Origin of the sequence: Streptococcus mitis (assembly GCF_026782865.1) — a bacterium.
GTDB classification, from domain to species: Bacteria; Bacillota; Bacilli; order Lactobacillales; family Streptococcaceae; genus Streptococcus; species Streptococcus mitis_CG.
In genome coordinates, this window is the sequence record NZ_JAKUXK010000013.1 from 1 (window position 1) to 22,816 (window position 22,816).

The following is a 22,816-nucleotide window of genomic DNA, read 5'->3' on the forward strand; positions in this document are numbered from 1 at the left end:
TGTGTCCAACCATCTGTCAATGAATCATCGTGTGTACTATTGGCTACACCATCTCCCACTGTCACAACATCCGTCCAAGTTTTACCGTCTTGGCTGACTTGGATTTTACCATCACGAAGATAGTTTTGAGTTCCGTCTTGGATGTAGGCTCTGATCTTCTTGATAGTGCGTTCGCTACCAAGTTTCAAGGTTACATGGCCATCTTTATGGGCATAGTCTGAAAACTCAACGAAGTTGTTGTAGACACCATCAAACAATTGATCTAGGTTATTAATCTTACGAACATCATTTCTTCCGTATGTTGGATGAATGCCCATAGTTGTAGATTCTAGTTTGGTTGGTTGCACTTCTTTAGTCGTTACAAGGAGAGAAGTTGATGAAACAGCCTGTTCTTGGTCTGTTTTATTCACAAGACGAACGTAACGTACCAAGTGGGTTGCGACAGATCTGTCTGCCAACTGGCTAGCTGGTGTCCATTCTTGAGCATTTGCAGAGTACTCTAGACTTAGGGCTGGGTTGGCCTGGCCTTGGAGCTGGATGCTCTTGACTTGATGGATACGATCAAGCTTCATACCTAGATAGCTATTCGCAGGAAGTTTGGTTTCAGCTGGAATTTGAAGCTCGTAACTGCCCAAGCTATCCACTACTGGTGTTTCCTTCAAGGCATCCACGTTGGTGTCTGTTAAGTCAAGATTTGGACTATCTACATCCACTCTAAATTCCGCAATTCTCCACCATTTACTTAAGGTTTCTGTATTACGAATGCGAACAAAACGAGTTGTAAATTCTTGCACGATATCAGAAGTTCGTTGCCCTGTTAAATTTTGAAGTGTAGTCCAATTTGTACCATCCGCAGAATATTCGACGACTCCAGATGCTAGTTTATCCCGTTCCCCTTGCATCAGATGAACTCGTTTTACTTTATGCAATCCACCTAAGTCCATTTGTACCCAAGCTTGTTCTGGTGTGACATTGGTCTGATCAACATGTGCCATCATAGATTCCGTGTTTTCTTGACCATCTTGCATCTGAACAACACTTGTTCCATATTTATAAATCAGATTTGAACTTAAGCTAATAGTGCCCCTAACCTTCTTACTACCTAACTCTAGGGGTCTATTTACAGCAATTTCACGCATGGCGAGCCAAGCATTATCCTTCTTAGCTGTTGCTATCATACGAACAGCTTGAGCTGTGATATCGAGGTCATTAAATTCCAGAATGCGTTCTCGACCAGTATATGCAGGGCTCGTTATGGCTACCCATTCTCCTTTTTCATTTTGATATTCCACAACTGCATTACTAAAGGTATAGTTATCAGCCGTATTAGTACCCGTAGCGAAACCTAATTTGTGTATTTTAATTGCCTTATTAAAGCGCAAGCCTACATAATCACCTCTTTCAATCACAATTGTTTTTTTGGCAATCACATGTGTATCAAAGTCACCATCTGTGACTTCTTTCAATCCGCCTTCTATTCCAGCACGATTCGTAATAAATGTTGTCACAAATTTATCTGGATTCAACATTGATTGGATGTGCAAGGCTAAGTATTCTTTGAGATTATTGATAAATGGTCGAATATGTTGGACACCAAATTCTGCGTATTCATAATGGTCAACGTAAAAGAAGGCATGTTTAACTGACTGGTCATAATATTTGACTCCTGCCTGATAATACTCCCATACCTTGGCATCATTTTTTTCAGTAAGTCCTTCCGTAGCTGTTAAGAAAGCTTCAAGCGCGTTCATTTGATCCACTGTATTATCTAACCAATAGTTAATTTGTTCAATTAATTTCTGATCGCCTTTTTCTTTAAGTAGAAGAGCATTGGCTTTCAAACCAGCAAAAATTTCCCTCAACTCTTTTATTTCAGAATCCAGATTTTGACCAGATTTGAGTTTGTTATAAAATTCTATCAATTTTGGAGCCAATTCTACAGACTCTTCTAATTTAGTGACATGTGGAGGTCTATTTTGATTACGCATATGTTTTCCGAGTTCTCTAAACGCCTTTGAAACACTGCTTTCTTCGAAACGATCATTGACTACAAAGTTAAAGGCCATATCGTTGATCTGTTCTGCTTCTTCTGCGCTTTGCCATTGCTTCCATCCATACTGAGCCATATCAAAAAGTGCTACTTTAGAAGCTTCAGATTGTTGCATTGGATTTAACATAATTCCTTGTGCAAGTGATAAATCAACATTTGGATGTAAGAATTTTTCACCACCACCAAGAATTAGGTGGGGTTTTGTATTGTCATTACATGGCCAGTTAATCCAAAACTGAATTGGACGGTAAGTTTTACCACCTTCCGTTAAATTTTTCTTTAAGTTCGTTAAGAATGTTTGGTCAACAGCACCCCAAACCTTTCCACCAGTAAGTGTTAAATGGACATTTTCAGGAAGATGTTCATTCAAGGTCCGGAGTTCAGCTTCAGTTCCTTGCCCCATGTACCAGGCAGGAACAAAAATCATATCTTTACGAAGACCACTGTATGTTGTCTGTTTTTCAGTCAACCAATTTGTTATATCCTTCATCAAGCGAACATAACTATGATAACCACCAACTGGGCTTGGTGCATCGTCTGCAAGCACACCAAATTCTCGCACTCCTACGTCCAATAACTGAGTAAATTTAGCCTTGATGGTTGCAAGATCAGCCTGGTAATGCGCTTCATTACCAAAGCGAATACGTTTATTCATAAATGGATGAATAGTCCAGACATAACGTGTTTTCGTCTCATTACCGACACGAGCAAGTTCACGAATTTCAGCCAGTTTTTCTTCTGGGTAAAGTTCACGCCATTTCTTATTGTGATATGGATCATCTTTTGGTGCGAAATAGTATTGAGTTAACTTCAATTCACTTCCATAACGCATCAATTCTTTACGATTTTCATTAGACCATGGATTGCCATAGTAACCTTCGATGAAACCACGGTTCTTGATTTCAGCGTAATCTTCCACTGTCACATTGCGAAGAACTGGAACTTGACTTTCTTTGAGCATGTGTTTCAAGGTTGTCAAACCATAGAAGACCGCATCTGTGTCTTTTCCGACGATGGAAATTGAGTTGTCCTTGACGGTCAAGGTATAGGCATCAATCTTGTCAAAGAGGTCTGCGGAAACCTTGGACAAGTTTTGTTCAGCTTGTGATCCTTTTCCATGAACTCCAAGAAAGATGTTGGTTGCACCTGTAACTGCAGATTTACTAGTAGTATAGGATACTTGATTGTCCTGCAAGACACTCTTCAAACGATTGCGAGTATAGATATCGAGTTGATCGCCCATAACCAGATTGACTTGCTTATGAAGGGCTGTGACTCCTTCTCCATAAGTCACTTTTTGTGGCGTTGGGAAGACCTTGTACTCTTTCTTGAGATAGTCTGCGCTCTTGCTGGCAGCCACAATGCTGTCTTCGCTAGCTGGTTTACTTGCAGTGAATTGATCCGCTAGTTCAACTGTTCCATCACCTGTTTGCTCTACTTTTGGTTTTCCAGGTGTAGTTGGTTGACTTGGTTTAGCGATTTCTTTATCATTTTGTCCTCCACTCATAGCTTTAGACGGCTTCGTTTCATTCTCTGGGGTTTCAGATGCATCAGCTGGTTTAGGATTATTTGTCGAATCGGTAGAGCCAATCGCTCCTGCAGTTTCTCCATTTCCAACTGTCGAGCTGCCTTCCTTCCCAGCATTTTCTTCTGCTTTCTTCAAAACTGCTCCAAGCTCATCAGGTAACTTTTCCAGTGGCTGAGCTTGAGTTATAGTTCCCTCTTTATCTCCTACACTACCTGTTTCTGCTGCCTCTACTAGATTAACACCAAAGATACTGGAACCAATCATAACAGAAGCTACTCCAATAGCGAATTTACGAATACTGTAATGACAACGTTTATTGAAAAAATTTTTATCCATCTTTATCTTATCTCCTTTCGTCCCAACACGAAAGTAAACGATTCCATTTTTACTAGTAAAGACGGAGAGGCCTAATTGGTCCTCTCCATCTATTCGACTCATTTATCGATTCATTTTTTATCTTCTACTAATCTATACAAATAGAATGGTATTAGACACACAGACTAATCCTCTTTGCGTTTTGCAGTTAATAAAGCTACTGATAAGGCCAAGGTAACACCTGCCAAGAAAACAGCTGTTTCTGACTGTTTTTCACCAGTTTCTGGCAATCTCTTGTCTTCCTTGACAACTTGAACTGGTACTTCTGGAGTCTGAGCTTTTTCTAACGAGCTTAGCTTAAACTCTGGTTTTTCTAGTGTAGGAGCTGGTTGATTACCTACTGTAGCTAGAATACCACGGTACTCTGGAAGTTTATGTTCTAGAGCCATTACAGCATTAACACCACTCTTAAATTCAGGTTTCTCAACACTTGGTACTGCTTGATCTCCTACTGTGGCTAGAATTCCTGTGTATTCTGGAACTTCATTGACTGCTGCTTCTACAAAGTTCGAACCACCTTTAAATTCTGGAACTTCGTTTACTGCTGCTTCTACAAAGTTAGCACTGCCTTTAAATTCTGGAACTTCATTGACTGCTGCTTCTACAAAGTTAGCACCGCCTTTGAATTCTGGAACTTTGTTTACTGCTGCTTCTACAAAGTTAGAACCACCTTTAAATTCTGGAACTTCATTGACTGCCGCTTCTACAAAGTTAGCACTGCCTGTGAATTCTGGAACTTCGTTTACTGGCGCAGGTTCCTCACCCTTACTATTTGAAATAGATGGTTTTACTCCTACCTCAATAATACGATTTTGAGCTTTTCTTTGTTCAGAATGAACAAGAGTTCTAGTAGTTCCTGATACTTGAATATAGTCAACTTTTTCTCCAGCTTGTCCTTCAGAAACTACACGACGTTGACCTTGAGCAAGCTCAGGGGTTTCACGAATAACTTCTTCAAACGGAAGTGGAGTCTTTTCAATTTCCAAGCTTGGAGCTTCTGCAACTAAGTTCTTAACGCCTTCTGTCGGTGTTGTTTGGAAGGTAGACTTAAAGTGTAAACGATATTCTTTCACCAGATTTCCATCTTTGGAAACAAGACGAACAAGTGTTGGAAGATTTGTATTTCCATGATCCACTACTGTGACTACTCCATGTCCACTAGTTGTCGCAGTGACTTTTGGTTTAGTTCCCATTGTTGTTAGGGTGTACTCTGTCACATTTGGATCAAAGTTTTCCAATGCTTTTCCATCGATTGAAATAGTCGCTGACGGTGTTTCGACTTCTGCTCCCTTGCCTGCAGAGTAGGCTGTAAATTCGACTACTGCTAGCCCGTTAGTAATAGACTTACGGGTCATTCGAGCACGAATAGCTGTCGCTTGAACCGGTTCAAAGTTAAACTCGATTGGTTTACCAGCTACTAATTCTCCAGAAGCTTTGTAAGGAATTGGTGCCCAATTTTCTGCCTTGTTGAATGGGTGGTCAGCATTTTCTTCATAACGAGAAATCGTACTTGGTTCTGTAAAGGCAGGACCAATATATCTTTCTAGAACCATTTTTTCTGGGGCATCTGTTCCACTATCTTTAAAGAACTGAATGGCTACTTTTCCAATAGACTGAGAGGCAATTTTACCGTCCTTCTTAAAGAGTAGTCCGACAGAAGTTTCTTCATTTTTCGGAGTACGAGACCAGTTTGTCCAACGTCCATCTTCATTGTATTTTCCATCATTGAGATAGAAAATTCTATCATGTGAAGCTGCTTGTGTATCGTTCGTTGTCGAAGCAAAGGCTTTAGAATCCGTTTCATTGTTGCTTGGATTTTCTGAAATGACTTGATTTCCTTTAGAAACAACTGTCACCTGCATTTTAGTGGTTAGATTTGTACCAATGACATGACCGGTAACTTCAAATGTTCCCTCATGCTCTGTCGCATGTTCAGGAATAGCATCCCACTTCACTGCAAGTTTAGCTGTAGTCCAAGTAGTTGAAGTTGGATAATAAACACCTACCTCTGAAGGAAGTTGAAGATTGTCTCCAACATTCAAGATTTTAGCACTATTTTCTGCAGCAAGAGGTTGACTAGTTTCTCTCTCATCATTACGGAAGATACGATATTCTTTCAGAACAGTTCCATCCTCAGCTTTTAAGATAAGACGTGTCGCACCTTTTTCACTTGTTGCAGGCACAACTGTTACCAGACCATTATTGCTAGCTGTTGCAGTGATTTCCTTGCTAGATTGAGGAATATAGTAATCAGTCTTAGATGGATTAAAGTGTTCAAGATCCTTGCTATCTACCTTGATAGAAATCTCTGAACTTGTAGAGCTTACTACCTTATTTCCAAGGATAGTTAGCTCTGTCAGACCAACACCCAATGTCCCATCAGCTTTCTTCATACGAATACGAACAGCATAAGTTTCTACCTTGTCAAATGTGAAGTGATTTGTTTGAGTTGCAGATAGCTGATTTGGAGCATGTAAATTTTCAACCGCTTTCCAATTTTCTGGATTATTAAATGGATGATTGCTATCTCGTTGCGCATTATTGACATCATTTGGAAGATCTGGAACTTCCTGACCTACATAGTATTCGATAACGTATTCTTTTGGAAGACCAATTGTTCTATCGCTATAAAAATCAACCGACAAATTGTTGACAAAACGTTTCGTCAAGTCTCCTGAATTACCAAACAAGATAGAAGCCCAGTCATTATCAGTATTTGTTCTCCAAGTAGTCCATCTATTTTTAGCGTCTGTTGTCGTTCTTGACACAGTCAGGTCGTTCAAGGCATTAGCTGAATCATCTCCTCCTGTATTGGATACAATGGCAGCTGGCAATTGGGAGCCTGTCCATTGTTTAGAGATATTATTTCCAGCAACAACTTGACTAGACACTCGAACATGAGCTTTAGTGGTAAGATTACTATCAACTAAACGACCATTGATTTCATAGACTCCTTCAGTTTGACTAAAGTTGGCTGGAACCTGATCCCAAACCACATCTTTGTAGATAGTTGTTCCATTAGAATGGTAAGCACGAACATTAGCTGGCAATTGAACCGACTCACCCTTAGGTACTGTAAGGCTGATTTCCTCTGCAACTTGCAAGCCTTCAACCGTCACCGTTGCTTGAGCCTCAATATCTGTACCTTCTACATGTCCTTTAATAGTAAAGCTATGATAGTGCCCCAATTCTTTTTCAGCTACTTTGTCCCAAGTTACAGCTACCTTACGAGGCAAACCCTTATCAAATTCTGCTCCAACTTGACTAGGTAAATTAGGTTGCTGATTGATATCGGTAGAGATAGAAACTGGACGAAGTTTGACAATTTTCTTCTCTACTTTATTTTCTTTAATCACCAATTCAGTTGCGACAGATTGCGTTTTTTCTGTTTGATTGTCAATACGAGGGGTTAGAGTAACACTACCCTTAGTATAAAGTAACAAGTTCTGTCCATTTACCTCAAGATGACCACCATCAGCTGACTTGACTTCCAAGTGGACATCTGACGCTGCAAATTCCGTCTGTGAACCATCCTCATAATGCCCAATCACATGATAAGGGAGAACTTGATCTTCTGTTGCCTTCTCTTTCCCTTCAACTCTTACTTCCAAACGAGTCAAAGCAGGTGCTTCCTTCACGAATTGAATCAAATAAGTTTGAACTAAATCACCCTTCTGGTCACTCAAGAAGACGGAAGCCTGATACCCATTATCAGCAGAAGCTTGTTGAACCGTTAGCTGATAACCCGTAGTCTGTGCTCCAACACTTGGGATTTTAGCAGTGTAAGGAAGGGATACTCGGTAATAAGTCTTTCCAGGCTCAAAGTTTTCAAGAGTCTTATCTCCAACTGTGAGACCTGTAACAGTACTTTCTGTTTCCTTGTCGCTTGCGATAAAGGTTGCAGTTACTTCACGATCGTCATCTGCCAATTTACCAGTTGCTTCAGTTCGTCCACCTTCTTTAGTCAAGGCGGCAGGATCTTTCAAAGTCCAAGAAACAACATCGGTATCAATTAAGCTACCATCTGACAAAACAGCCGTAACCGTTTTATCCAAATCAGCCGCATTTGTACCAACCGGTACTGTAGCAACTTTTGGTAACCATCTATCTAAGGCAACAACTTTTACAAGGGCCTCAGCTTTGGTTTCCAAACCTTCTACACGTCCAGATACTTTTTTCTCACCTGCACTTGTAAGCAAATCAGCTGGCACATCCCATGTTACAGTCTTTTCCTCAACACTACCGTCGCTATAAATAGCTGTTACTGTTTGAGGCAATTCAGGATTTGTAGTCACATCAGTTGTTGCTTTTACAGGAGCATAGGATACAAAGTGACGGTTTTCTTTCTTACCAGACACAGTTGCGACCGTTGCGCTATCAGAAGTTAAGCCAGCAGAATCTGCATAAAGAGTAAATTTACCTTCTTTTTCTGTTGATTTTACAATGACAACCCCTTTACCATTGAAAGCACGTCTTTGCCATGTCCCATCTGCTTGAGCTTTGTAGCGCTCACGGCTAGCTTGTTCTCCATTATCCACACCAACAATCTGTCCCTGACCATGAAGATTGAAATGAACAAGATTGTTAGCTGTCGGAACCACATTCCCATCGCCATCAACAATTTCGTAATGAATATAAGATAAATCTTTACCATCTGCTGTGATAACATGCTCTTCTTTAGTCAGACGAACTCTTGCTGGTTCACCTGCAGTTGTCACACTATCACGCGCAATTTCGTTACCATTTTCATCTCGAGCAATCGCAGTCAGTGTGCCTGGTTGGTATTTTACAAGCCACTCAAGATACAATTCACTTGGTTTAGCCCCCTCATGATATGGACGTCCATCTTCTGTCGTTTTCTTAGTAAATTCCTTTTTACCAAGCGACTCTCCATTTAAGAACAATTCGACACTTGCAGCATTTGAGAAGGTACGAACTGGAACCTTTCCATCGACCAGCATCTTGCGATCCTTAAGAGTCTCTTCAGTCCAGTTCCAATGCGGTAAAATTCGGACAGTTGGCTTTTCTTTAGCACTATACCATTCACTACGGTAAAGGTAAAAATCATTCTTCGGTAAGCCAGCCGTATCGATAATACCAAAGTAAGAACTTTTTACAGGTGTATTATCTTGGTTATGCCATGGAGTTGGTTCACCGATATAGTCAATTCCTGTCCAGATAAATTGTCCAGCATAGCCAGCACGATCACGGTCAAAAGTCCATGACTCAGTAGCTGTTCTTCCCCATCCAACACGGTCATTACCATAATCAGATTGTTCATAGTGACGATTTGGACGGTTATCGTGTCCAAGGATTTGAGCAGGATTGTAATAAGAATCACGCGTTCTAGTAGCTGAAGAGGTTTCAGAACCATAAATGAGCCAGTCTGGATGCGCTCTACGAACCGCATCATAAAAACGTTCACCATAGTTCATACCGACAGCATCCATGATTTCTGCAACTTTTAAGAAATCACCTGTTGCTGCACGACTAAATTTATTCTCACCCATGGTAACATAACGTTCGGTATCAATCGCTTTAATGACAGCCTTCAAACGTTTAGCAGTTTCGATAGAACGAGGACTACCATTTGCCTCTTCTACTTCATTTCCAAGAGACCACATGACGATAGACGGATTGTTCTTATCACGTTCTACCATTGTTCTAAGATCAAAATCAGACCACTTCTCCCCCTTCTTAGCTTCAGGATGAGTTGCATCTTGATCAAAGAACCGTCCATAGTCGTAAGTCTTCTTGCCACCATACCAAGTATCAAAAGCTTCCTCTTGCACCAAAAGACCTAAACTAGCTGCAGCATCAAGCAACTGAGGACTAGCTGGATTGTGGGTTGTTCGAATAGAGTTTACCCCCATATCTTTCAAGAGTTTTAATTTACGATAGGTAGCCTTATAATTCTCTTCTGCACCCAAGGCTCCATTGTCATGGTGAATACTTACTCCGTGGAATTTCATGCGTTCACCATTCAGAGAGAAACCATCCTTAGCAGTCCAATTGAAATAACGGTAACCAAATGTATCTTCTGTTACATCAACTAGTTGACCTTCTTTATAAACCTTTGTTTTCAGCACATACAGTTGAGGATGATAACTTTTTGTCGTCCAAAGAGTTGGTTTATTAACTAGGATTGTTTGTCTGAAATCTGCAACTTCATTTTCTGCTAAATTCTTCGTTTCAGAGCGAACTAATTCTGATACAACCTTGCCTTCCTTAGTGAAAATCTGTTGTTCCACAAAGACTTTAGTAGCCTTCTTATCCGTATTTTTAATCTTACTTTGAACCTGTGTTTCAACATTTCCTTCTTTTTGCTCAGCAAGTTTTGGAGTAGTGATATGATTACCATTTTCAGCAACATGGACTTTATCACGATAACTCAGGGTTACATCACGATAAATCCCACTTCCTGAATACCAACGACTACTTGGTTGCTTATTGGTCACTTGAACAGTAATTGAATTTTCACTACCATCCTTGTTTAAAAATTCTGTGATATCATATGAAAAATGATTATAGCCACTTGGATAATGTCCTACAAATTTACCATTTACATAGACCTTTGAATCCATGTAAACCCCATCAAAATTGATACGAACATCCTTATTCTTGTCAGCTTCATTTAATGTGAAAGTCTTACGATACCAAGCTGTTCCACCATTTAACTGGCCACCTTCATTACGCGCGGGAGACTTGTGATCAAAGTCAAAATAAATACTCCAATCATGAGGAAGATTCAATTTAGACCAATCATGAACATCCACATCTTTTTTTGAAAAATCGCCTTGGGCATTTAGTTTAAAATACCAATCTTTATTAAAATCTTGTTTTCGCTCCGATAATAGCTGTTTTTCCTTTTCAACTTCGGCTTTGTTTGACTCTCCAGACAGTGCTTGCGATTTTTCAGAAGAAGGTTTGATCTCTGTGTCTGCTTTCACTTTGTCCTTTTCAGAAGTTTTTTTAGAATACTCTTTTACTTCTGTTCCAGCTGTTACTGCAGATTCAACAGGCTTTGGATTTGCCTCTTCAGATTTCTGTTTGTCCTCAGCCTTGGTTCCTCCTTCTACTTTATTTGGAGTTTCCACTTTAGGGCTAGTCAATTCATGACTACCCTCATTAGCAGGTCTAGTAGTTTCTGTATCCTTAGTCACTTTATCTTCTGTCGACTCAGCTTTGGGTTTTACAAACTCACGCCCACCATTCTCATCAGCCTTTGCGATAGCAGCTGCCACATCATCGGGAAGCTTATCTAAAGGCTGAGGTTGATGAACAGTTGTTTCTTCTGTTTGAGCATTCGATGAAGCCACCTCCTCAGCTTGTACAGCTGAAATACCAAATATACTAGCCCCAATCATTACAGATGCCGCACCTATTGCAAATTTACGAATGCTATAATGACAACGTTTATCAAAAAGTCTTTTGTTCATTAAAATCCTCATTTCTTTTTCTTGATACAAAGTAAGCGTTTACTTTATTTTTAAAAATGACCTCCTTCTGAATACACAAACAAGTACCAAGTTCGATAATATATTTTATATATTGAATATATCAAAACACACCTAAAATTGCAATCATTTTCCATCAATTTAACCTAATAAAATGGTATGCAAGATAAGTTCATTCAAAAGAAATAGGTGCAATGAAAGTAGCTTTCTATTCTATACTCTTTCCAATACAAATTTCATTCTATTAATAGCACTTTCATACTTCAAATTTATAGTTTATGGACTCATATCATTTTAGACTGCATTATATAAAAAGAAGGTAAAACATTATTCTACCTTCTTTTTTCCTATTTTCTATCCAATGTCCGAAGTGCTGCCTGATAAGTTTGCACCATTAGCATGGTAATGGTCATAGGGCCGACACCTCCAGGGACTGGCGTGATATGACTAGCAAGTGGTGCAACTACCTCATAATCCACATCCCCACAGAGCTTGCCATTTTCATCACGGTTCATCCCAACGTCAATGACTACCGCACCTGGTTTGACAAAGTCAGCAGTCACAAACTTGGCACGACCGATTGCTACCACCAGAATATCCGCTTTAGCAGCCACCTTAGCAAGATTATGAGTACGTGAATGGGTCAAAGTCACTGTAGCATTCTTGGCCAAAAGAAGTTGAGCCATCGGTTTTCCAACAATATTGGAACGACCGATGACGACCGCATTTTTACCTTCCAAGTCAATCCCATACTCATGAAACATTTCCATAATTCCTGCAGGTGTCGAAGGAATCATGACTGGATGACCAGACCAGAGACGCCCCATGTTTAAGGGATGGAAACCATCCACATCCTTTTCTGGATCAATGGCCAACAAAACTGCCTCTTCATCAATATGTTTTGGTAATGGTAACTGGACCAATATCCCATGCCAAGCTGAATCTTGATTGTATTTGGCAATCAACTCTAACAATTCCTCTTGAGTAATGGTCTCTGGAACTCGCACTACTTCGCTACGGAAACCAGCCGCAAGGGCAGAACGTTCCTTGTTGCGAACATAGACTTGGCTGGCAGGGTTATCCCCAACCAAAATCACTACCAAACCAGGTACTAGCCCCGTTTCTTCCTTTAATCTTTCAGTCTTTTCAGCCAGCTGTCCTTGTAACTTAGCTGCTAGAGCCTTCCCATCAATAATCTGTGTCATATCACTTCTCTTTTCTTTCAAATATCTTCCATTATACCAAAAACTGCTAATCCCCTCTAACACTTCTTTCCTAGGCTATCTTATAGTTTCAAACTATAAGAAAAAGCTCGGTTCGAGCTTTTCATTAATCTATATTTTATATGTAAAGTTAGTTACAAATAGCTAAACAAAGCTAACTTATAAAACCTTACTCAAGAAGTCCTTAGTCCGTTGTTCTTGGGTTTGTTCAAAAATCTGTTCAGGTGTTCCGTCTTCAACAACCACACCGTCTGCCATAAAGATGACACGGTCTGCCACCTCACGAGCAAATCCCATTTCATGTGTTACGATAACCATAGTCATTCCTGACTTGGCTAGATCTTGCATAACACCCAGAACCTCACCAACCATTTCAGGGTCCAAGGCTGAAGTTGGCTCGTCAAAGAGCAAGACATCAGGTTCCATAGCCAAACCACGCGCAATGGCAATCCGTTGTTGCTGTCCACCTGACAAACTCTGTGGATAAGCACTTGCCTTATCTGGTAAACCAACTTTTTCCAAAAGTTCCTGAGCTCTCTTCTCTGCAACTTCCTTACTTTCACCTTTGGTCTTGATAGGAGACAAGGTGATATTTTCCATCACAGTCATATTAGGAAAGAGATTGAATTGTTGAAAAACCATGCCCATCTTCTCACGCATGGCAAACAGGTCATTCTTCTTGTCCGTAATATCGACTCCCTCAAAGATAACCTTCCCCTTGGTCGCTTCTTCCAACAAATTCATAGAGCGAAGCAAGGTAGATTTCCCGCTCCCTGAAGGACCGATGATAACGACAACTTCTCCTCTTTTAATCTCGAGGTTGATTCCCTTCAATACTTCATTCTTTCCAAAGGATTTATGTAAATTTTCAATTTTTATCAAGGTTTCTGTCATTATTTTTTATCTCCTTGTCCCATACGTTTTTCAAAAGCTTTCAAGGCTACTGTCAAAATAGAGGTCATAATCAAGTAATAAAAGGCTGCAAATAAAAGTGGTGTTAAAGGTAGATAGGTTGTCGTAGAAACTGTTGTAGCTCCATTCCACAACTCCATGACACCAATAGCTGATAAAAGGGAACTATCCTTGATAATGGTGATAAATTCGTTCCCCAATGCTGGCAAGATATTTTTGATAGCTTGTGGCAAAATCACATAGCGCATCGCATTTTTAGGACGAATCCCTAAAGAATAGGCCGCCTCTAACTGCCCCTTAGGAACCGCATTAATTCCGGCACGAACAGTCTCAGAAACATAAGCACCACTGTTCATTGAGATAATCAAAATCCCTGGAATCAGACGAGAAAGATCAACACCCAAAATCCCAACCTGAATAGTCGGAGCATTGATGTGCATAAGGGCAAAGGCAATCATAATCTGAACCATCATCGGTGTCCCGCGGAAAATCCAAACGTATAAGTTGGCAAGCCAAATAAGCGGTTTAAACTTTGAACGTTGCCCAAAAGCCAAGACAACCCCCAAAATAGTCCCCAAAAAGACAACACAGATAGAAATGAGAACCGTCACGACAGCCCCATAGTTAAAATAAGGTAAATACTTTGGTAAAAAAGAAAAATTCATAGTCACACTGCTTTCTAAAATAGAATACTGTATGATTATAACGTGAATTGAATTAAAATTCAAATCTTTTGTCTAATTTATTCAAAAAAACTTTAAGATGGTAGAATTAGCGAGAAATCTTAGTTTTTTCTAGGCAAGTTGGCCTCCTTTATGGTAAAATAGTAACGATAAGAAATGAAGGAGAATCAAAATGGAATCACATTTGGTTAGAATCATCAACCGCCTTGAAGCAATGTCAAAAGACGGCGGAAATTTAAAACGTAATTTTGAACGCGAAGGAGTTGTTGTTGCAGAAGTTGCATACAGCCACGACGAAGAAAACGGCTCAATCTTTACCCTTCGTGATGTCGAAGCTCGCGAAACTTATACGTTTGACAGCATTGACTTGATTGCAATGGAGATTTACGAACTCCTTTACTAATACAAAACAAGCTGGGATTACACCCTGCATGTCTAACCAAAATCCTTTTTGTCTCGCAAATAGGATTTTTTTATTCCCTAAAATCTCAAAAATTTTCATTGTAACAACTTCTCAAAGCTGCAATCTTTTTACTTGCTTTACACCCCAATCCTGTTATAATGAGAGTATAGAAATTTGACTATTATTGACCTTTAGACAGGTCAGGCTAAAGAAAGAAATGAGGTAGATGTATGCTTTGTCAAAACTGTAAAATCAACGACTCAACAATTCATCTTTACACCAATCTCAATGGAAAACAAAAACAAATTGACCTCTGTCAAAACTGCTACAAGATTATCAAAACAGACCCTAACAACAGTCTCTTTAAAGGCATGACGGATTTGAACAATCGTGACTTTGATCCTTTTGGTGATTTCTTCAATGATCTAAACAATTTCAGACCTTCTAACAACACTCCTCCGACTCCCCCAACCCAATCAGGTGGAGGTTATGGAGGAAACGGCGGTTATGGTTCCCAAAATCGTGGACCTGCTCAAACTCCGCCACCTAGCCAAGAAAAAGGCCTGCTGGAAGAATTTGGTATTAACGTAACTGAGATTGCCCGTCGTGGAGACATTGACCCCGTTATTGGGCGCGACGATGAGATTATCCGTGTCATCGAAATTCTCAATCGCAGAACTAAGAATAATCCTGTTCTTATCGGTGAACCAGGTGTCGGAAAAACGGCCGTTGTCGAAGGTCTAGCTCAGAAAATCGTTGATGGCGATGTTCCACATAAACTCCAAGGCAAACAAGTCATCCGTCTGGATGTGGTTAGCTTGGTTCAAGGAACGGGTATCCGTGGACAATTTGAAGAACGCATGCAAAAACTCATGGAAGAAATTCGCAAACGTGAGGACATCATCCTCTTTATCGATGAAATCCATGAAATTGTCGGTGCTGGTTCTGCGGGCGATGGCAATATGGATGCAGGAAATATCCTCAAGCCCGCCCTTGCTCGTGGAGAGCTGCAATTGGTCGGTGCTACTACCCTCAATGAATACCGTATCATTGAAAAGGATGCAGCCCTAGAGCGTCGTATGCAACCTGTTAAAGTGGATGAACCAACAGTGGAGGAAACAATTACTATCCTCAAAGGCATTCAAAAGAAATACGAAGACTACCACCACGTTCAGTATACCGATGCTGCAATTGAAGCAGCTGCAACTCTGTCCAATCGCTACATCCAAGATCGCTTCTTGCCTGACAAGGCCATTGACCTCCTAGATGAAGCTGGTTCTAAGATGAACTTGACCTTGAATTTTGTGGATCCTAAAGTAATCGATCAGCGCTTGATTGAGGCTGAAAATCTTAAATCTCAAGCTACACGAGAAGAAGATTTTGAGAAGGCCGCCTACTTCCGTGACCAGATTGCCAAGTATAAGGAAATGCAAAAGAAAAAGGTCACAGACCAAGAGACTCCGATCATCAGTGAGAAAACCATTGAGCACATTATCGAGCAGAAAACCAATATCCCTGTTGGCGATTTGAAAGAGAAAGAACAATCTCAACTCATCCATCTAGTCGAAGATCTCAAATCTCATGTTATTGGCCAAGATGATGCAGTCGATAAGATTGCCAAGGCTATTCGCCGTAATCGTGTCGGTCTCGGTACGCCTAACCGTCCAATTGGAAGCTTCCTCTTTGTCGGACCAACTGGTGTCGGTAAGACAGAACTTTCCAAACAACTAGCTATCGAACTCTTTGGTTCTGCTGACAGTATGATTCGCTTCGATATGAGTGAATACATGGAAAAACACAGCGTAGCTAAGTTGGTCGGTGCCCCTCCAGGTTATGTTGGCTACGATGAGGCTGGGCAATTAACTGAAAAAGTTCGCCGCAATCCGTATTCTCTTATTCTCTTGGATGAAGTAGAGAAAGCCCATCCAGATGTTATGCATATGTTCCTCCAGGTCTTGGACGATGGTCGTTTGACAGATGGGCAAGGACGTACCGTTAGCTTCAAGGATGCCATCATCATCATGACTTCAAATGCAGGTACAGGTAAGGCAGAAGCCAGCGTTGGATTTGGGGCTGCTAGAGAAGGACGTACCAACTCTGTTCTCGGTGAACTCGGCAACTTCTTTAGCCCAGAGTTTATGAACCGTTTTGATGGTATTATCGAATTTAAGGCTCTCAGCAAGGACAACCTCCTTCAGATTGTCGAGCTTATGCTTGCAGACGTTAACAAGCGCCTTTCTAGCAACAACATTCATTTAGATGTAACTGAAAAGGTAAAGGAAAAATTAGTTGACCTCGGTTATGATCCAAAAATGGGAGCACGCCCACTCCGTCGTACCATTCAAGACCATATTGAAGATGCTATCACAGACTACTACCTTGAAAATCCAAGCGAAAAAGACCTCAAGGCAGTTATGACCAGCAAGGGCAACATTCAAATCAAATCTGCCAAAAAAGCTGAAGTAAAAACTTCTGAAAAAGAAGTATAAATCCTATAGAAAAGGAGTAGAAAATGAAAATTTTCTGCTCCTTTTTATAAAATAACTATAAATTCTTGACAGCTAGGCCTTTGTCCATTAAGATAATAATAAAGATAATAGATAATGAGGAAAATGCAATGGCAAACCCAACTTTCGGAGAAAAAAAAGCGAATACAGACTATGTTTCACGCTATGGCGTATATGCAGTTATACCTGATGCTGAACAAAAACAAATTGTTCTTGTTCAAGCACCCAATGGCGCTTGGTTCCTACCAGGTGGCGAAATTGAAGCTGGTGAGAACCATCAGGAAGCCCTAAAACGTGAATTGATTGAAGAGCTTGGCTTCACAGCTGAAATTGGTGCCTATTACGGACAAGCTGACGAATATTTCTACTCTCGTCATCGTGACACCTACTACTACAATCCTGCCTACCTCTATGAAGCAACTTCTTTCAAAGAAGTGCAAAAGCCACTAGAAGACTTTAATCATATTGCCTGGTTCCCTATTGATGAAGCTATTGAAAATCTCAAACGTGGTAGCCATAAATGGGCAATCCAATCATGGAAAAAACAGCATAAGATTGACTAAATCCAGCTACTTTATTCAAAAAGTGCTATAATAGAATTAGAAAATCGGAGGAAATGTTATGAAGCTTATCAATACGACAAACTCACACTCGCAACTTGTAAAAAGCCAGCTAGAAAGTACAGATGCAACCCTTGTTGAGGTTTATTCTGCAGGTAATACAGATGTTATTTTTACCCAAGCTCCGCTTCACTATGAAATCCTCATCTCAAACAAACACCGCGCTATCCGCGAACCTGAAATCGAAGCTATTCAAGAATTTTTCTTGAAACGTAAAATTGATAAGGACTCTATTGATGAGGCCAATATCAAAACCCTCTATTCAGAAAAATTAATTGGAATTTCAATTCCGACCAAATAAAATCTTGGAGAGATTAGAAAGTACTTTGAACCTTATGGAACAAAATTAGGTTTATTTAGCTTTTTAAATCATCTCCAATTTTTTATCTTGAAATCTTATCATACAAGATTTTATAGATAATTAAGGAGACAAACATGGGAGACATCATATATAGAGAGGCAAGAATTGAAGAAAGCGAAAAAATTGGAAAACTATTAGCTAATTCCTTTCTTGACTATCCCTTTTTAACGATTATAACTGACGATTTGAAGAAACCTGACTCCTATCCTGCTTTTGTAGAAACATTGCAAATTCTGCTTACTAGAGTCTATATTAAGAAGGGAAACTGTTTAATTGCGGAACAGGATGGAGAATTACTTGCAGTTGCCCTTTTGCAACAAAAGGATTTCTGTATACTATCCTATCTACGAAATGGTGGAACAAACATTTTTCGCTACATTCGACCACGAAATCTTTTTAAATACTTTGACTTTGTAAAACGTTCTAAGAAGCATTTAGAACAATCAGGAGAGTTTGATTGGTATTTGATGGCTTTAGCTGTCAATATAGAAAGTAAGGGACAGGGAATAGGCAGTACTTTTCTGACACAAGGGATTGAACCCTATGTCAAATCAAAAGGCTGTAAACACTTGGGTCTCATTACCAGCACAGCAAGAAATGCCTCATTCTACGAAAAAAACGATTATGTATTACTGGACCATATGGACTTAGAATACGGATCAAAATCAATTGGTAACTGGGTATTTTTAAAAACAATAAATAAATTATAACAGACTAGCAATTTACAAATCCTATTTAAATAAGGATAACTTATATTTATAAAAACCAACGTTCAAAACGTTGGTTTTCTTATCTATTTTACAGCTTCTTTCAAAGCATCTACCTTATCCAAACGTTCCCATGGAAGGTCAATATCTGTACGTCCCATGTGTCCGTAAGCCGCTGTTTGACGGTAAATTGGACGCTTGAGGTCCAGCATTTGGATAATCCCTGCAGGGCGAAGGTCAAAGATTTGACGAGCCGCTTTTTCAAGCTTGCTTTCAGCTACTGTTCCTGTACCGAAAGTATCGATACGAACGGAAACTGGTTGAGCCACACCGATGGCATAGGCCAATTGCACTTCTGCCTTCTTAGCAAGACCTGCTGCAACGATGTTCTTGGCAATGTAGCGAGCCGCATAAGAAGCTGAACGATCCACTTTAGTCGCATCCTTACCAGAGAAGGCACCTCCACCATGACGAGAGTAGCCACCATAGGTATCCACGATGATCTTACGACCAGTCAAACCTGAATCCCCTTGAGGTCCACCGATTACAAAGCGACCAGTTGGATTGATGAAGAATTTGGTTTGCTCATCCAAGTAAGAAGCTGGAATAACTTCCTTGATAACCTTGCTAATGACATCATTGTGAATTTGTTCGTTGCTGACTTCTGGATCGTGCTGAGTTGAAATAACGACTGTGTCCACACGTACTGGACGGTCATTTTCATCATACTCAACAGTAACTTGTGATTTAGCATCTGGGCGAAGATAGCTGATTTCCCCAGACTTACGAAGTTCTGCCAAACGACGAACCAATTTATGACTGAGTGAAATTGGCAATGGCATGAGCTCTTCTGTTTCATCCACTGCAAATCCAAACATAAGCCCTTGGTCTCCAGCTCCAATTAAGTCCAATGGATCTTGGTCTGCATTCCCACGAACCTCCAAGGCTTCGTTAACACCTTGGGCAATATCAGGAGATTGTTCTACCAAAGATGGATGTACTCCTACAGTCTCAGCAGAAAAACCATATTCTGTATTGGTATATCCAATCTCTGCAATGGTATCACGAACCACACGGTTAATATCCACATAGGCATTTGTAGAAATTTCACCAAAAACATGGACGGAACCAGTGTATACAGCTGTCTCAGCAGCAACGTGCGCCTCTGGATCTTTAGCTAAAATAGCATCCAAAATCGCATCTGAAATTTGGTCTGCAATCTTATCTGGATGCCCCTCAGATACAGATTCAGACGTGAATAATTTACGTTCTGACATAAAAATGTCCCCCCTTAAAAATAGTGTTATAGAGTTACAAAGTACTGATAGGTATTTTCATTTTCTAAGAGTTACGACGCGTAAGAAATAAAAACGATAATTTTTTATTTCTGAAGCTAGTAAGGCGCATAGGATGACCGCACTATAGCGGCAACCGTATAATGACGAGCGACTACTTTGGAGCCGTCAGTCTTTGCGAGTTACGACTCGAAACAAAAAAATAGAAATTTCTACCATCTTATCGGGACTATATAACTTTATCATTATACCATTTTTTAACGCAATTTACAGTCTTTAATGTAGTGTTTCTGTTTAGACAGTTCATTCTCATAAATAAAAAAGTTGGAGCTCAGTACTCCAACAATTTCTATTAAAATGTTTGACGTTTTGCTTTACGCTCTGCACGACCGCGAGCACGATTTTCAGCACGCTTGGTCTTGCGACGTTTTTCATCAACCGCCCATTGAATTTTCTTCTTATAACCTGGTTTGACTTTTTTCTTTTTCTTTTTAACCAAACCAATCATTTCGATATCAAGTTTATCTTGTTTTTTCTCACGGTTGGCACGACGATCACGGTCATAAGTATCTTGAAATTCCCCGTCTTTGACCATCTTAGGAGTAAACTTGATTCCCAATTTCTCCAACTCACGGATATCCGAGTCATCACTTGGCTGATAAAGGGTAATAGCTGTACCTGGTAGGCCATTTCTTCCAGTACGACCAACTCGATGAACAAAAAAGGATAAGTCTTGCGGAATGGCATCATTGATGACATGGCTGACACCTTCAATGTCAATTCCACGCGCTGCCAAATCTGTTGCGACAATATACTCAAAATCCAGATTTTTCACCTGGTTCATAATACGTTTGCGCTCACGAGGGGCAATATCCCCATGAACCTTTGCCACCTTCAAACCTTGAGCTGTTAGATATGTATGCAATTCATCTGCACGCGTCTTGGTATTAACAAAAATCATGGCTAGATATGGTTGCATGGCTTGCGTCAACTCATAAATCTGAGCATTTTTATCTCGTCCCTTAGTAGAAATCAACCAATTATCAATAGTATCAGAAATAACCGTTTTGGTCTTGATTTTCTCCATAACAGGATTTGATAAGTATTTTTTCAAGAATGGTTGCAGTTTTTGTGGAATAGTCGCTGAGAAGACCATGAATTGCAGGTCTTTTGGAAGGCTTCCAGCAATCTTATCAACCGTTTCTAAGAATCCCATATCCAAGGTCATGTCTGCCTCATCGACCACAAAGGTCTTAGCCTTGTGAATAGCTAGATCACCAGACTTAACTAAGTCATAGATACGACCTGGCGTTCCGATAACAATATGAGGCTGGTTACTTGCCAATTTGTCAATCTGGCGAGCCTTATCTGTACCACCCACATAATTAACTACACGAACTTCCACCTCTGAGTGAGTTGCAATCTGACGAGCTGCTTGGTAAATCTGAGTAGCCAACTCACGGCTCGGTGCAGTAATCACTGCCTGTACACTATCACTAGTTTCATCTAATTGCTGGAAAATCGGCAACAAGAAAGTATGAGTCTTACCTGAACCTGTTTTTGATTCACCGACTAGGTCACGACCTGCCAAAACAATAGGAATCAACTTGTCTTGCACCTCTGTTGGAGTTGTAAATTTCAACTCCTCCAAGGCTTCACTAATATATTTTTTAAATTGAAATTTCGTAAATGACATAATATCCTCGATTCTATCTATCTTATCAATTATATCATATTTTATTCCATTTCAGTAGTCTCACTCATAGAGCTTACTTTCAGTAGTTCATCTAATCAGAAAAAGGCTGGAATTTGTGAATCCCAACCTCTTTTCAGTCCTTATTTCCAGTTTAAAATAGCATTCAAGCCATAGTGATCACTAACTTGTGGACTCTTGTTACCATCAAATACGACATATAAATTTTCCACCGCTAACTCTTTGGTAGTAAAAACATAGTCGATTCGAAGGGGTTCTGTGTTCCCCTTCCATCCATCAATTTCTGGTGGAACAGTATAGCTACCACTTTTCTCTTGAGCAACTTCAAATGCGTCTTGTAAGCCTAATGGACTAGCTAAAATAGCTTGGTAGCCTTCCTTACCTGCTGGATTGTTGAAATCTCCAGCTAGCAAAAGTGGCTTGTTTAGTTCTTTCAAGACAGCTTCAAATCGTGCCCATTCTTCTTGGAACCCTTTATCCCACCAAGAAAGGTGGACACTGGCAACTGCAAGCTCCTTGCCATCGACTACAGTTTCAGCTAGGGCGACACGGCGAGTATGATAGTCTGTTGGATCATCCACATCTGAAACCAAAATTTCTCTTGCTTCAATAGGTGTTTTAGACAAGATAGCCACGCCTTCATGGTAGCGGTCATAACCAATATGGTTATAGGCCCAAGTCCAGTAGTAATATTTCCCTTGCTCTGACAACTTTTCAACCAAAAGTCTAACATAATGGTCTTGGTGAATAGGCTCAGCTACTGGCAAAGCTTGATAAAGGTCATTAACCTCCACCTCTGGCGAGGTAATCTCCTGATTGATTTCTTGGAAACAAATCAAATCATAGTCTTTATCAAGAACATCTTCAAGCAAGAGCTGGAATTTTTTCTCAGCTTCTTTTTCCATCCAGCTATGAGTATTGAGTGTTAAAAATTTCATGCTTTTCTCCTAAAACAAGAGGTTGGAAAACAGCTTCCAACCT

Annotated in this window: 12 protein-coding genes and 2 pseudogenes; 5 read left to right on the forward strand and 9 right to left on the reverse strand. The window is 40.1% G+C overall.

The genetic code is table 11. The annotated features are described in order from the left end of the window. The 6 genes and pseudogenes from MK482_RS07815 to MK482_RS07835 all read right to left on the reverse strand — a co-directional run. Nucleotides 1–3,527, reverse strand: a pseudogene (locus MK482_RS07815) (beta-N-acetylglucosaminidase domain-containing protein); the annotation flags it as partial. Between the two features lie 321 nt (nucleotides 3,528–3,848). Then, a pseudogene (locus MK482_RS09025) lies at nucleotides 3,849–4,016 on the reverse strand (YSIRK-type signal peptide-containing protein); the annotation flags it as partial. 62 nt (nucleotides 4,017–4,078) lie between these two features. After that, nucleotides 4,079–11,392, reverse strand: coding sequence for an SIALI-17 repeat-containing surface protein (locus MK482_RS07820; protein WP_268718424.1), 7,314 nt, complete (start codon nucleotides 11,390–11,392; stop codon nucleotides 4,079–4,081). Nucleotides 11,393–11,757: 365 nt separating this feature from the next. Beyond that, nucleotides 11,758–12,615, reverse strand: a complete 858-nt coding sequence (locus MK482_RS07825; RefSeq protein WP_268718425.1) for a bifunctional methylenetetrahydrofolate dehydrogenase/methenyltetrahydrofolate cyclohydrolase — start codon at nucleotides 12,613–12,615, stop codon at nucleotides 11,758–11,760. A 177-nt stretch (nucleotides 12,616–12,792) separates the two neighbouring features. Further along, nucleotides 12,793–13,527, reverse strand: a complete 735-nt coding sequence (locus MK482_RS07830; protein ID WP_268718426.1) for an amino acid ABC transporter ATP-binding protein — start codon at nucleotides 13,525–13,527, stop codon at nucleotides 12,793–12,795. Continuing rightward, a complete protein-coding gene (locus tag MK482_RS07835; protein WP_153223481.1) occupies nucleotides 13,527–14,210 on the reverse strand; it encodes an amino acid ABC transporter permease in 684 nt (227 codons plus the stop codon). The genes MK482_RS07830 and MK482_RS07835 overlap by 1 nt, the downstream gene beginning before the upstream one ends. Before the next feature lie 190 nt (nucleotides 14,211–14,400). On the opposite strand from MK482_RS07835, the gene MK482_RS07840 reads away from it, so the two are divergent. The 5 genes from MK482_RS07840 to MK482_RS07860 all read left to right on the forward strand — a co-directional run bounded on the left by MK482_RS07840 (nucleotide 14,401) and on the right by MK482_RS07860 (nucleotide 18,829). Continuing rightward, nucleotides 14,401–14,631, forward strand: coding sequence for a DUF1797 family protein (locus MK482_RS07840; protein WP_261192369.1), 231 nt, complete (start codon nucleotides 14,401–14,403; stop codon nucleotides 14,629–14,631). A 230-nt stretch (nucleotides 14,632–14,861) separates the two neighbouring features. Further along, on the forward strand, nucleotides 14,862–17,120 hold the full coding sequence (locus tag MK482_RS07845; RefSeq protein ID WP_268718427.1) for an ATP-dependent Clp protease ATP-binding subunit: 2,259 nt from the start codon (nucleotides 14,862–14,864) through the stop codon (nucleotides 17,118–17,120). A gap of 128 nt (nucleotides 17,121–17,248) precedes the next feature. After that, nucleotides 17,249–17,701 carry an NUDIX hydrolase gene (locus MK482_RS07850; protein ID WP_020902950.1) on the forward strand — a complete coding sequence of 151 codons (453 nt, stop codon included), beginning with the start codon at nucleotides 17,249–17,251 and terminating at the stop codon, nucleotides 17,699–17,701. Between the two features lie 58 nt (nucleotides 17,702–17,759). Further along, on the forward strand, nucleotides 17,760–18,059 hold the full coding sequence (locus MK482_RS07855; protein ID WP_000767189.1) for a DUF1827 family protein: 300 nt from the start codon (nucleotides 17,760–17,762) through the stop codon (nucleotides 18,057–18,059). Between the two features lie 134 nt (nucleotides 18,060–18,193). Then, a complete protein-coding gene (locus MK482_RS07860) occupies nucleotides 18,194–18,829 on the forward strand; it encodes a GNAT family N-acetyltransferase (RefSeq protein ID WP_268718428.1) in 636 nt (211 codons plus the stop codon). An 83-nt stretch (nucleotides 18,830–18,912) separates the two neighbouring features. Here the strand turns inward: MK482_RS07860 and metK are convergent, their stop codons facing one another. From metK to MK482_RS07875, 3 genes are all read right to left on the reverse strand, one after another. Next, nucleotides 18,913–20,103, reverse strand: coding sequence for a methionine adenosyltransferase (gene metK, locus MK482_RS07865; protein WP_101784868.1), 1,191 nt, complete (start codon nucleotides 20,101–20,103; stop codon nucleotides 18,913–18,915). Nucleotides 20,104–20,473: 370 nt separating this feature from the next. Further along, entirely contained in the window at nucleotides 20,474–21,817 is a 1,344-nt protein-coding gene (locus MK482_RS07870; protein WP_268718429.1) for a DEAD/DEAH box helicase, read from the reverse strand. A gap of 140 nt (nucleotides 21,818–21,957) precedes the next feature. Then, on the reverse strand, nucleotides 21,958–22,773 hold the full coding sequence (locus MK482_RS07875) for an endonuclease/exonuclease/phosphatase family protein (RefSeq protein WP_268718430.1): 816 nt from the start codon (nucleotides 22,771–22,773) through the stop codon (nucleotides 21,958–21,960). Between the last annotated feature and the right edge of the window lie 43 nt (nucleotides 22,774–22,816).

What these genes read in the sequence shown, in the direction of transcription:
- MK482_RS07820 (WP_268718424.1), bottom strand. Translation starts at nt 11,392, where the DNA reads ATGAACAAAAGACTTTTTGATAAACGTTGTCATTATAGCATTCGTAAA.
- MK482_RS07825 (WP_268718425.1), bottom strand. Translation starts at nt 12,615, where the DNA reads ATGACACAGATTATTGATGGGAAGGCTCTAGCAGCTAAGTTACAAGGA.
- MK482_RS07830 (WP_268718426.1), bottom strand. Translation starts at nt 13,527, where the DNA reads ATGACAGAAACCTTGATAAAAATTGAAAATTTACATAAATCCTTTGGA.
- MK482_RS07835 (WP_153223481.1), bottom strand. Translation starts at nt 14,210, where the DNA reads ATGAATTTTTCTTTTTTACCAAAGTATTTACCTTATTTTAACTATGGG.
- MK482_RS07840 (WP_261192369.1), top strand. Translation starts at nt 14,401, where the DNA reads ATGGAATCACATTTGGTTAGAATCATCAACCGCCTTGAAGCAATGTCA.
- MK482_RS07845 (WP_268718427.1), top strand. Translation starts at nt 14,862, where the DNA reads ATGCTTTGTCAAAACTGTAAAATCAACGACTCAACAATTCATCTTTAC.
- MK482_RS07850 (WP_020902950.1), top strand. Translation starts at nt 17,249, where the DNA reads ATGGCAAACCCAACTTTCGGAGAAAAAAAAGCGAATACAGACTATGTT.
- MK482_RS07855 (WP_000767189.1), top strand. Translation starts at nt 17,760, where the DNA reads ATGAAGCTTATCAATACGACAAACTCACACTCGCAACTTGTAAAAAGC.
- MK482_RS07860 (WP_268718428.1), top strand. Translation starts at nt 18,194, where the DNA reads ATGGGAGACATCATATATAGAGAGGCAAGAATTGAAGAAAGCGAAAAA.
- metK (WP_101784868.1), bottom strand. Translation starts at nt 20,103, where the DNA reads ATGTCAGAACGTAAATTATTCACGTCTGAATCTGTATCTGAGGGGCAT.
- MK482_RS07870 (WP_268718429.1), bottom strand. Translation starts at nt 21,817, where the DNA reads ATGTCATTTACGAAATTTCAATTTAAAAAATATATTAGTGAAGCCTTG.
- MK482_RS07875 (WP_268718430.1), bottom strand. Translation starts at nt 22,773, where the DNA reads ATGAAATTTTTAACACTCAATACTCATAGCTGGATGGAAAAAGAAGCT.